The sequence below is a fragment of the Segatella copri genome, from assembly GCF_019127135.1.
Taxonomy (GTDB): domain Bacteria; phylum Bacteroidota; class Bacteroidia; order Bacteroidales; family Bacteroidaceae; genus Prevotella.
This window is the reverse complement of record NZ_JAHOEA010000036.1, coordinates 1-11,294: the sequence shown is the minus strand read 5'-3', so window position 1 is coordinate 11,294 and position 11,294 is coordinate 1. Positions and strand designations below refer to the sequence as shown.

The following is an 11,294-nucleotide window of genomic DNA, read 5'->3' as shown; positions in this document are numbered from 1 at the left end:
CGCATAAAATATGATTTTTAAGTTCTGTTCCATAACTATTTCATCGTTTAGTCAAGGTTCAAATCGATTTTCGATTGCAAATATAATAAAAAAGAGTGATTCAATGTCCATTTCCTTGAAAAAACTTCAAAAAAACCGCAGGCTTAAGAGTTAAGACAGAAGAAAAGCTCGCCAAGACGTTCAAAATCTTAGCGAGCTTTCTCTTTTTATATCAGCATTTTATTTCACTTTCACTTCTATCACATTCTTCGCAGCCTCAGCACTCGAACCACCTACGAAAATCTGATATTTGCCGGGAACCACACGCATGGTATTGGTCTGGGAATCCCAACCCTCGAAACTCTGGCGAGGCAGACTGATGGTTACCTGCTGCTTCTCGCCCGCCTTCAATGTAATGCGCTTGAAGGCTTTCAGGGTCTTGATAGGCCCCTCAGTATCATCCATTCTACGGATGTAAACCTGCGCCACTTCCGTTCCTTCCCTATTACCTTTATTAGATAAAGAGAAACTCAAGGAATAAGCCGAAGAATTCTTCACTCTTCGTTCTTCACTCTTCACTTTCTTCAATGTCGGCTTTCCATATTCATAAGATGTATAGCTCAATCCATGACCGAATGGGAAGAGAGCCTCGCCCTTGAAATAACGGTAGGTGCGATTCTTCATCGTATAATCAAGGAAATCAGGAAGATCGGAAGTACTCTTATAGAAGGTTACCGGAAGCTTACCCGATGGATTCACCTCGCCAAAGAGAACCTTTGCCACGGCTTCTCCACCCCGTTCGCCCGGATACCAAGCCTGAAGGATAGACTCCGCATTCTCTGTTTCAGGAACCATAGCAATGGCACTGCCCGAACAGTTAACGAACACCACTCGCTTGCCAGCCCGATGCAACATCTCCATCACCTTGCGCTGAGCCTGAGGCAACTCGATATCAGTTCTGTCGCCACCCTTGAATCCCGGTTCGGAGACCTTCATCTCCTCACCCTCAAGACTAGGAGAAATACCACCTACAAATACCACCACATCAGCATCACCAACCTCTGCCAGAAGCTGAGATTCGGTTGGCGTATAGTTCTTCACGATGTCAAACTGCATCACCGCCATATCGGTCTTCTGGAAATAATCCACCTGTATCTTCATCGGCTTTCCCGCCTTCACGGAAATTGGCTTGTTGAGCATCTGTACACGGGCACGTCCCTTCCATACATTCGCCACCGTATCGCCATCAATGATGAGTCGGTAACCATCATCGCATCCCATTCTGACGTTCAAGGTTTCATCCTCTTCCGGAGTAAACACGCCCTCGTATCGGGCAGAGAAATCCGTAAGATTCACGCCCGATGCAAAGACGGTATTTCCGCCATTACTCTGGTTGATAGGCGAAGTCATCATGGCTGTAGCCACAGGCTCGCCCTTCATCTCGGCATTGTTCCAATAAGTAGCCTTCATACCCTTGCTGCCATCAGCAGAAGTCAGGAGATTAAATCTGCTTTCAGAAACCTCATTTCTGGTCAACGTGCAGGCAGGAATATACTTGGCGTCCTTCACATATTTTCTGATGCCCTGCAGGATGGTGGTGGTAGAAGTAGGATAACCCGAATAGTTGCCCCACTGCATGATGGAATCGTTGGCATTCGGCCCCATTACGACTATCTTCATTCCTGCTGATTTCAGCGGCAGGAGATTGTTTCGGTTCTGAAGAAGCACGATGCCCTCTTCTGCCATCTTCTCTGCCAAATCCTTATGCGCCTTGCTGGCGATGACGGAAGATGGAATCTGAGTCCACGCCACCTGCTCGTCCTGATCGAAATCGCCCAGACGGAAACGGGCTATCAGCAGGCGCTTCAAACTCTCGTTCACCTTTTCCTCGCTGATCATTCCCGTCTTCACCGCCTCAGGGAGCGAACGGTAAACACTTCCACACTCCACATCGGTTCCGGCACCAATCGCCTGCGCCGTAGCCTCAGCAGGAGTCTTCGCCGTACCATGTCTGCCTGGTACATAGAAGTCGTTGATGGCTCCGCAATCGGAAGTTATCAGTCCCTTGAATCCCCATTCGTCACGAAGAATCTGACGTTCATATCGGGCATTGCTGCAGCATGGCGCTCCGTCAATCCGCTGATAGGCGCACATCACCTCAGCCACATTTCCATCCTGCACCAGCGATTTGAAGGCAGGCAGATAAGTCTCCCACAAATCCCGCTCTGGCAAATCCTCTACATTGAAACTGTGCCTGTTCCATTCCGGACCGCTATGTACGGCAAAATGCTTGGCACAGGCTAGGAGCTTGACGTATTGGGGAGCCTGTGAGGAAGGCGTAGCCAGGACTCCCGGAGCCGACATCGGTTTGCCATCGAAGGTCTGTCCCTGCAAACCATTCACCACGGCAAGTCCCATTCGGGTAGTAAGATAAGGGTCCTCGCCATAAGTTTCCTGTCCACGTCCCCATCGTGGGTCGCGAAAGATATTGATGTTCGGAGTCCAGAAGCTCAGACTCTGGTAGCGCTTGATGTTGCCGCTCTTCTTCGCCTCCTGCGCCTTGGCTCTTGCCTCATCGCTCACGGCAGTAAACACCTTATATAATAAGGTATCGTCCCACGAAGCCGCCATGTGCATCGTGATAGGGAAAACGGTAACGAATCCGTTTCTTCCCACTCCGTGCAGCGCCTCGTTCCACCATTGAAACTGCGGAATGCCTAATCGGGCTATGGCTGGAGAAGTATCCATCATCAACTTCGTCTTCTCCTCCAGGGTAAGACGGGAAAGCAAATCATTGGCTCTAGCCTCAACAGAAAGGTTCGGATTCTGATAAGGAAGAAGCTGCTGGGCGCTGGCAGAAAGCGACATCGCCATCAGCATCGCCATAGAAAATAGTTGTTTCTTCATTGATCTTATATTATTTATTCGATTTATGCTTTGATTTTTAAGTTGGTGACAAAGTTACACTTTTTTGTTGAGATAACCGCATCATCTGGCAGAAAAGTTTAAAATATTTATCCTTTCGTGCCAACATTACCATTTTCAGTCCGTTGGCACATAAGTTGTAAAAACAGAGAATGAAAGCTGAAGCTAAAAAATAAAGGAGTTCGGAAGAACAACGGAGTTTCGAGGCGAAAGCAAAAAAATAACAAGAATATTAACAAACAGAAATCCCGACGGAGCCGTAAGGAACCGAGAGGACGAGTAAAATAAAATTTGGAGGTTTTAATTATGTTGTTAGCACGTAGAAATAATGATTCTGATTGGTTGAGTAACTTCTTTGATGATACTTTATTCAATACCGAAGTAATGCCACGTATGAATGCTACTGCTCCTGCCATTAACATCAAGGAGACAGATAAGAATTATACCATGGAGGTTGCTGCTCCTGGCTTGAAGAAAGAGTGGGTTCGTGTAAACATCGATAACGATGGTAATCTGAACATCGCCATCGAGAACAAGATGGAACACAAGGATGAAGACAAGCACGAGCACTATCTGCGCCGCGAATTCTCTTACGGCAACTACCAGCAGTGTTATACGCTGCCTGAGGATGCTGACCGTGATAAGATTTCAGCAAAGGTAGCTGATGGTATACTCGAGGTCGAGATTCCAAAGCTTACTCCTAAGGAGGAGGCTAAGACTACAAAGAACATCGAAGTCAAATAATCATCTCCCATAAATGATGGAGGCAGATTCCAAAGCTATTTGGAACCTGCCTTTTTTGTGCCCTTACCTGAATCATCGCATTTTTCATCTACCTTATTATAGTGATTTTCATGGAGCAGCCAAAAGTTTTTCACCATAAATCTTTTTTCTTCCATAATTAATATGTAATTTTGCAGGCAGAAAAGCAGATATGAAAGCTTCTGCTTATAGAATTCAGAACATTTATATAAGAAACAGATGAAGAAAACAATTCCAGTAATAGGCATGGCTTGCAGCGTATGCTCTGCCAATGTAGAAAAGAAGCTGCAGTCGCTAGAAGGCATCAACTCCGCCTCGGTTTCCCTGGCGAGCCGAACTGCCCTGGTAGATTATGACCCCGACATTATCTCTCTGGAAGATATGAAACGGGAAATCAGCAACGCCGGCTACGACCTCGTTATCGAAAACGACAGAAGCGTGGAGGAAATCAACCGCCGTGAGTTCACCCTCCTGCGCCGCCGAACCCTGGCTTCCTGGCTCTTCGCCATCCTGACCATGTGTTTCTCCATGGGCTGGATTTCCCTGGGCATGGAACAGAATATGATTTCAGATGGCGTTGCTTCGGCTCATCACTCGAGTTCCTTCGCCAACCAGATTTGTCTGCTCCTGGCACTCGCCAACCTGCTCTACTGCGGCAAACAGTTTTATGTTTCCGCCTGGAAGCAGCTCCTGCATCATACGGCAAACATGGATTCGCTCGTGGCGCTCAGTACCCTCATCGCCTTCCTCTTCAGCACCTTCAACACCTTCTTCGGAGAAATGGTATGGGGAGCGAGAGGCATAGAATGGCACACTTATTTTGATGCTTCCGTAATGATCATCACTTTCGTGCTGACTGGCAGATGCCTGGAAGAAAAGGCAAAGGACAGTACGGCGAGCAGCATCCGACAACTGATGGGAATGCAGCCGAAAACCGCCCGACTGGTGACTTACGAGAAGATAGAAGGCACCAATGACTACAAGATGGAGGAAGTTCCGATTTCCACCATTCAGATAGGCGACATGATAGAGGTAAGAGCCGGCGAGAAGATTCCGGTGGATGGCGTGGTTACCCAAGCAGAGAGTTTCATGACTCCCGATGCTGCCTATGTAGATGAAGCGATGATCAGCGGCGAACCGACTCCGGCGATGAAAAAGGCAGGCGACAACGTGCTGGCTGGCACCATTCCGAGTCAGGGAAAGCTCCGCATGAGAGCCAAGCAGATTGGCGAGAACACCGCCCTGGCACACATCATCCGCATGGTTCAGGAGGCGCAGGGCAGTAAGGCACCCGTGCAGCGCATCGTGGATAAGGCGGCTCTGATTTTCGTTCCAGCCGTGGCAGCCATCGCCCTCATCACCTTCCTGGCGTGGTGGCTGATAGGCGGCAACGCTGCTCTTCCTCAAGCCATCCTTTCAGCCATAGCTGTATTGGTCATCGCCTGTCCTTGCGCCATGGGCTTAGCTACTCCTACCGCCCTGATGGTAGGCATCGGCAAGGCGGCACAGAAGCAGATTCTCATCAAGGATGCGTCGGCGCTGGAGAATCTCCACAAGATTAACGCCCTCGTCATCGACAAGACCGGCACCCTCACCATTCCTAACCAGAACATCGATTTCACCAAGCAGGAGGATTTGGATCTGGAGACGAGAGAGACCCTCAAACCTCATGCCCAGGAAGCGATGAAGCAGTTGCAGGAAAAGGGAATAGAGGTCTATATGATGAGTGGCGACAAGGAGGAAGCGGCTCACTACTGGGCTGAGAAAGCCGGCATCAAGCATTACCAGAGCAAGGTGCTGCCTGGTGACAAGCAGGCATTGGTAAAGAAACTTCAGGACGAAGGCAAGCAGGTAGCGATGGTGGGCGACGGAATCAACGACACCCAGGCGCTGGCCCTTGCCAACGTGAGCATGGCGATAGGAAAGGGAACGGATGTGGCGATGGATGTGGCGCAGATTACGCTGATGAGCGACGACCTTCTGGCACTTCCGGAAGCCGTAAAACTGAGTCAGAAGACGGTTCACATGATTTGGCAGAATCTGTTCTGGGCGTTCATCTACAACATCATCTGCATCCCGTTGGCAGCCGGAGCCCTTCATATCTTCGGCATTGATTTCCAGATAACCCCAATGTGGGCAAGTGCCCTGATGGCCTTCTCCAGCGTAAGCGTAGTGCTTAATTCATTGAGGTTGAGAATGGCGTAAAATCTGAGCGTATCTACTATCAGGCATATCCTCGTTCGCTTGCTTTGGCAGAGGCAGGATGGAGTTTCCAGAAGAACCGTTCATGGGAGGGCTTCCTGACAAGACTGAAGCCAACTGTGAAGGATATGATGCGAAGAGGTATCACCTTCTCGATGGAATATTAAGCAAGAGGGGCGAGTTCCGTAAAAGGAACCCGCCCCATCTTTATATAAATCTCTCTCTATTTCTAAAGTGATTCATATATATATTATGTATATCGTAGTGTTCTATTCTTACTTGCTCAAGCTAACAGAATGGCTCATGTTAGTCATTTCAGGAATTGAGTTTACTACGTGTTTCAAGAACATGCCCATGCAAAGAACCATACCTGAAAACATAACTGCGGCGAAAGCCATTGTAAAAATAGTCATCATAATTATTAACCTTTTTAAAATTTATTATTTGTTATTCCGTAAATACGAGTGCAAAGTTAACACTTTTTTATCGAATAACGGCATCTTTTGCCGAGAAATATCATTGCAATATGTTTTTCTTGATATGGGTCAATCACTTGTTTTTAGCCTTGAAAATGACATTTTGCTATCGGATATGTTGTTTTTGTGGCAATAATTTATATATATCATTTTTCTCGCTTTATTATGTGTGTAATAAGATAGGGCTTCTTGTCAGATGGGAGGGAGAGTTATTCCTCCCCCTCTACCTTGCAGCTGTCGAACCCCATCTCCTTGGCCTTATCAGGACCGAAGGTAAAGTAGATGGCTTCGCCCTCATCACAAACCTCGCCTTTGGAGTTTTCCAGAGTCAGGTGGATGGTGACGATGTTGCGGCGCTGACTGGCGATGTGACCACGCACCGTAATCTGAGAATCGGTGGTCATCACAGGCTTCTTGTACTTCACATTGAGCTGCATCGTCACACCCGTGGTCTGCAGTTTGCGGTTGATAACCCAGCCTGCCACTTCATCCATCAGCATACTGATGATTCCGCCATGCAGGGTATTGATCCAGCCCTGGTAATTCTCGCCGGGATTCCAGATGGTAAGCACATCCTCACCCTCTTCCCAAAACTCAAGATGCAAACCTACAGGATTGTTGGGGGCACAGCAAACGCAGTTGTAACCCTCCTTGTTCAAATATGGATTTAATATCTTCTTCATTTTTCTAATTGATTAAACTGACTTCTAACTGATAAAACTTTTTTAAACCACGCAAAGATACAAATAATATCTGATAAGGCAAAGTTTTTAAAAAATATTATTGTTTTTTCCGTCTGACTACCCGAAAATAGGGGGTCAGACGGAACTCTAACTATTTAGAAGAAATAAAAATACCTAGAAATGGGGATAAGAAAGGAAGCCCTTTTATTTAGAAGAAATTAAAATACCGATTATTAAGTATTGCTGGATTTAGAAATATCCTATACCTTTGCAGCGTGAATTAGAAAGATGCTCGCAAGCGGCGGGCAAGTGAACAAGAAATTATACAAAACATGAAGAAATGAAGAGAATTATTTTTATTATTTTAGGCTGTATCAATATCTGCCTTGCTCATGCACAGAACTTTAACGGACAATATATTTCGGAATGGCAATGGGACATGAACAAGAACACCAATTTGATTAATCAGCTGAGATTGGAACTGAGTGTTCCGATAGGAAAAGGAAAGGATTCGTTCGAGGCGGCTACGCTGCATGTGGCAAAGACCAACGATGGCATTATTGACGACTGGCAGGGCTTTTCGAACATCGATGCGGATAATAATTTCGCCATGCTTGCCGTGCTGGGCTACATGCACGAGTGGAATTCGGGCCATCTGTTTGTGGGTGTGAGAAACGTAAACGAGGATTTCTTTACCTCTGATGTTACGGCACTTTTCCAGAACAGTTCTGAGGGAATCTTCCCTACCGTTGCATCCAGCTATCCGATAGCCAACTATCCGTATTCGGGCTTGACCCTTTACTTTGATGTAACCAAGGGAAAATGGACATTCAGAAACAGTCTGTATAATGGTACAGGATATAATGGTTGGAAAGCCCACGACAATCCTTTCCTGGTTCGCCCGAAGAAGGATGGAATTTTCAACATGTCGCAGTTGGAGTATAATGATAAAGGTGGAAAATACTTTGCCGGTGTTGCCGTTCATACCCGTCAATATCCGATCAACGAGGATGGCGAAATGGTTTCTGCCGATGAATCCAAGGGCAAGACCACCTGTGCCTGGTGGGTTTACGGAGAGCAGAGTGTATGGAAGGTTGGCGACAAGAACATTTCGTGCATGGTACAGTATTCCGAGAACACCAGTCATCAGAATGCCTGCTACCGATACGCAGAACTGGGCGGGGCCTATCAGGACGAGAAGAACGAGTGCGGCTTGTCAGGCCAGTACGCCCGCTTCCAGCAAGGTTCTGAATATTCGCTGGAAGTAACATGGAAAAGACAGCTGACGGAATCCATTTCCCTTCAGCCATCGTTCCAATACATCAAAAACGACAATGGAGATTTCACGGCGCTCAGTGCCCGACTCTATGTAAATTTCTAAAATAAAACTATATTTTATATATAGTAATATAACAATTATACCCTTGTGTCGTGAAACACGACGCAAGGGTATAATTGTCTTTTAATTTCCAAATTCCTTCCGGATAATCTCAGATTACCTATTCCTACTTCTCTACCAATTCAATACCCATCTAGCATCAGAATATTTTCCTATAATCTCTGCATCCTTGATGGCATCAAGCTGACGGACATACTTGTTTCTCTTGCTGACATCGGTAGTTTTTCCTTCCTTGTCATGGCTGTTGAATTCCAGCAAGACTGCCGTAGATGCAGTTTCAGCTACAGGTCCAAAACCTTCAGCAGGTACACCATCGAGCGTACAGTTCAGCATCACACATTCCGCATCAGGATAGTTCTTTCCTTTATTATCTGGCAGTCTGGCTATTACGGCATCCTTGCCCAATCCCTTGAAAGTGCAGTCGTTGAAAATATTACCATGGTTCTCTTTGGTGTTTCTGATCCACATAAAAGCGCCGTAGCTTGAAAGGGTACAGTGATTGAAGTAGGATGGCCCTCTTCCCAGAACCGTATCCCCTCCTCCATCAATGATGCAGTTGAGCCAATAGGCAGATCCGTTCACCTGAAGAGCATCACCATCTCCTATGACATGTACATTCTCTGCAAAGTTTCTTTCTCCGTTGAGCAGGAATCCTTCTGCCTGTCCCTTGCAATCTGTCTTGAATGTGATATCCTTGAAAATCATGTCGGCACAGTTGTCAGCAGCTACAGCTGCACGGCGTGAAGGAAATGTTCCTTTCAGTTCATTTGTCTTGATATCTACAGGGTGAGGATTAAATACCTCGTTGTTAGGATAATGTACCACTACTCCATCCATAGATTCTCCCTGGATGGTAACAAATCGTTTATTGCGGAAATACACCAGTTCCTCATAGTCTCCATTCTTCACGAATACCGTTTTTCTACTGGCTTCTGTTGGCAATGAGTCTGGTATCCAATCCATGGCACCTTGCAGGGTAGCGAAATCTCCGCTTCCATCAGCAGCTACTACAATATGGCATTGATCTTTAGATGGAGCAGATTTTCTGGTAGTAAACTTCCAGGCGGTTTTACCTTTCCATCCTTCAATAACGCCATTGCCTATCTTTACTTCATACTCATGTCCGTACTCCAGCATGTTGTTGTGCAGATAAATGGTGGCCTTGCTGCCATGGCAGATAACCGGATAGAAGTGGAAAGCATCTGAGAATCCGCCTATGATGGTTTTCTGATACTTGCGCTTATCTTCCTTGGCTGCACCCGACGGAGTGCCCGGACGGGTATTGCGATTGGTGATGTTCTCTACCTTATATATATAGGGTACCGGAGTATAGATAGCATTGGGATTCTTGGGTTGCCCTTCCACGGGTCCTGCCGGAATTCTCATGTCGATTCTATCAACCACCTTGCGGGTAGTCTTGTCTGTAACTGTGATAACGCCCTTGCTGCCGGCTTTCACCGCCTTGTCAAACTCTATGACCAGATGCGTATCAATGTTAATGTCCTGGGCATTTTCCTGTGGATAAAAACTGACAGGAGATTGGGCCATCAGTTTCATACCTACAAAGAAACATGTCGTAAAAAATAAGATTCGTTTCATACTTTAAAGATTAATTTTTTTTACTGATTCAATATTTTCGTTCATACTCGAATTTTTGTGCAAAGATAGCTTTTTTTTTCGTATACAGACGAAAAATTCCTTTTTTTTTATCATTTTATTCGTCTATAAACGAAAATTTTAAAGCATAGAGATTGCTTCTATCTTATTTTCTTGCTATCCATTTCGGCAAAACCAGGGTGCCCATTACCAGGAATGGGTAATAGAAGATGGCGCGCCAGAGCATGGCGGCAAGAATGGCTACAGAGGCTTCGGGCAGAAAATCGGAATAATAAAGGCGGAACATCAACTCCGCCACTCCGCTTCCGCCAGGCGTAGGACTCAGGATGGAAATCATCCACATCACCCATTGGCGGCACCAAGCCACCAGCATGTTGCCCTGACAATGGAAGGCAATGAGAATAGCTACCACGATGGCGAATCTCGACAGCCACGCCAAGGAAGTATAACCCATCAGCTGCAGCCAGAATCTTCCGCCCTCCAGCTTTGCCTCCTCCGAAGCCATCGTCATCTCCTCGGAAAACTTCTCTACCTTGGGCAGGAATCTGCGAAGGAAAGGAATCTTGCAGCATCCCTTCAATACCCAGCCCAGAATCTGAGGACGATGCAACAACAAGAGGTAGAGGATGACCGTCCAGACAGCAACGATAAGGGTGCTGACTATGAAAATAACCTGCACTCCGCCCTTAATCCATTCGCTGGTAGCTTCTGCGGAAATCCCCACACCATCTGCCAAACTGAAAAGCAGATGCGATGGAACCAGAAAATAGAGCACCGCGCAACTGATGGCAAGAAAAGCCTCATCAGCCAACAGGGCTGCAAACATAGTGAAGATACTTCTACCCATAGATACTCCCTCGCGATTGAGATAGACAAAAGCCAAACCACTTCCCCCCACCGCCGAAGGAGTGACGGCAGAAGTAAACTCGCAGAGCACATTGATGCGGAATGCCTCGGCTACGGACAACTTACGCTGGCAGAGATGACGGAAACGGAGGGTGAGCATCAGATTCTGGACCGCAAAGAGCAAAACGCCCATTACTACTCCCAGAAAGAACCTGGGAGACAAATCTATCCTGCTCAGAACTTCCACATCAAACTCCCGAATCATCATTCCAACGATGACCACCAGTCCGATGGAAGCCGCCAACCATAAATGCCATTTTTTCATATTACTCTCAAAATAAAACTATACCTTACCTGTTGGCGGAATTAATTTAGTGCATACTTAATTCTGCCAATGGGCTTGTC

8 protein-coding genes are annotated in these 11,294 nt (G+C 46.6%); 3 read left to right on the top strand and 5 right to left on the bottom strand.

Translation table 11 applies throughout. From position 1 onward, the window contains the following. Positions 1 to 219: 219 nt before the first annotated feature. Positions 220 to 2,886 (bottom strand): xylan 1,4-beta-xylosidase, encoded by a 2,667-nt coding sequence (gene xyl3A, locus KSW37_RS10165; RefSeq protein WP_217743450.1) that lies wholly within the window; start codon positions 2,884 to 2,886, stop codon positions 220 to 222. Positions 2,887 to 3,210: 324 nt separating this feature from the next. Between xyl3A and KSW37_RS10160 the strand changes: the two genes are divergently transcribed. Both KSW37_RS10160 and KSW37_RS10155 read left to right on the top strand, forming a co-directional pair. Continuing rightward, positions 3,211 to 3,648, top strand: a complete 438-nt coding sequence (locus KSW37_RS10160; RefSeq protein WP_217743449.1) for an Hsp20/alpha crystallin family protein — start codon at positions 3,211 to 3,213, stop codon at positions 3,646 to 3,648. Between the two features lie 237 nt (positions 3,649 to 3,885). After that, complete coding sequence (locus KSW37_RS10155) at positions 3,886 to 5,871, top strand: heavy metal translocating P-type ATPase (protein ID WP_217314455.1); 1,986 nt, start codon at positions 3,886 to 3,888, stop codon at positions 5,869 to 5,871. A 272-nt stretch (positions 5,872 to 6,143) separates the two neighbouring features. Here KSW37_RS10155 and KSW37_RS10150 read toward each other — a convergent pair whose 3' ends face one another. Both KSW37_RS10150 and KSW37_RS10145 read right to left on the bottom strand, forming a co-directional pair. After that, positions 6,144 to 6,284 carry a hypothetical protein gene (locus tag KSW37_RS10150; RefSeq protein WP_022120719.1) on the bottom strand — a complete coding sequence of 47 codons (141 nt, stop codon included), beginning with the start codon at positions 6,282 to 6,284 and terminating at the stop codon, positions 6,144 to 6,146. Positions 6,285 to 6,553: 269 nt separating this feature from the next. Further along, positions 6,554 to 7,027, bottom strand: coding sequence for a PaaI family thioesterase (locus tag KSW37_RS10145; protein ID WP_022121659.1), 474 nt, complete (start codon positions 7,025 to 7,027; stop codon positions 6,554 to 6,556). Between the two features lie 340 nt (positions 7,028 to 7,367). On the opposite strand from KSW37_RS10145, the gene KSW37_RS10140 reads away from it, so the two are divergent. After that, on the top strand, positions 7,368 to 8,408 hold the full coding sequence (locus KSW37_RS10140; RefSeq protein ID WP_217314456.1) for a carbohydrate porin: 1,041 nt from the start codon (positions 7,368 to 7,370) through the stop codon (positions 8,406 to 8,408). Positions 8,409 to 8,540: 132 nt separating this feature from the next. On the opposite strand, the gene KSW37_RS10135 is transcribed toward KSW37_RS10140, so the two are convergent. Both KSW37_RS10135 and KSW37_RS10130 read right to left on the bottom strand, forming a co-directional pair. Continuing rightward, entirely contained in the window at positions 8,541 to 10,025 is a 1,485-nt protein-coding gene (locus KSW37_RS10135; protein ID WP_217314457.1) for a pectinesterase family protein, read from the bottom strand. A gap of 163 nt (positions 10,026 to 10,188) precedes the next feature. Next, positions 10,189 to 11,214 carry a lysylphosphatidylglycerol synthase transmembrane domain-containing protein gene (locus tag KSW37_RS10130; RefSeq protein WP_217314458.1) on the bottom strand — a complete coding sequence of 342 codons (1,026 nt, stop codon included), beginning with the start codon at positions 11,212 to 11,214 and terminating at the stop codon, positions 10,189 to 10,191. Positions 11,215 to 11,294 lie beyond the last annotated feature (80 nt).

What these genes read in the sequence shown, in the direction of transcription:
- KSW37_RS10160 (WP_217743449.1), top strand. Translation starts at nt 3,211, where the DNA reads ATGTTGTTAGCACGTAGAAATAATGATTCTGATTGGTTGAGTAACTTC.
- KSW37_RS10155 (WP_217314455.1), top strand. Translation starts at nt 3,886, where the DNA reads ATGAAGAAAACAATTCCAGTAATAGGCATGGCTTGCAGCGTATGCTCT.
- KSW37_RS10135 (WP_217314457.1), bottom strand. Translation starts at nt 10,025, where the DNA reads ATGAAACGAATCTTATTTTTTACGACATGTTTCTTTGTAGGTATGAAA.
- KSW37_RS10140 (WP_217314456.1), top strand. Translation starts at nt 7,368, where the DNA reads ATGAAGAGAATTATTTTTATTATTTTAGGCTGTATCAATATCTGCCTT.
- KSW37_RS10150 (WP_022120719.1), bottom strand. Translation starts at nt 6,284, where the DNA reads ATGATGACTATTTTTACAATGGCTTTCGCCGCAGTTATGTTTTCAGGT.
- KSW37_RS10145 (WP_022121659.1), bottom strand. Translation starts at nt 7,027, where the DNA reads ATGAAGAAGATATTAAATCCATATTTGAACAAGGAGGGTTACAACTGC.
- xyl3A (WP_217743450.1), bottom strand. Translation starts at nt 2,886, where the DNA reads ATGAAGAAACAACTATTTTCTATGGCGATGCTGATGGCGATGTCGCTT.
- KSW37_RS10130 (WP_217314458.1), bottom strand. Translation starts at nt 11,214, where the DNA reads ATGAAAAAATGGCATTTATGGTTGGCGGCTTCCATCGGACTGGTGGTC.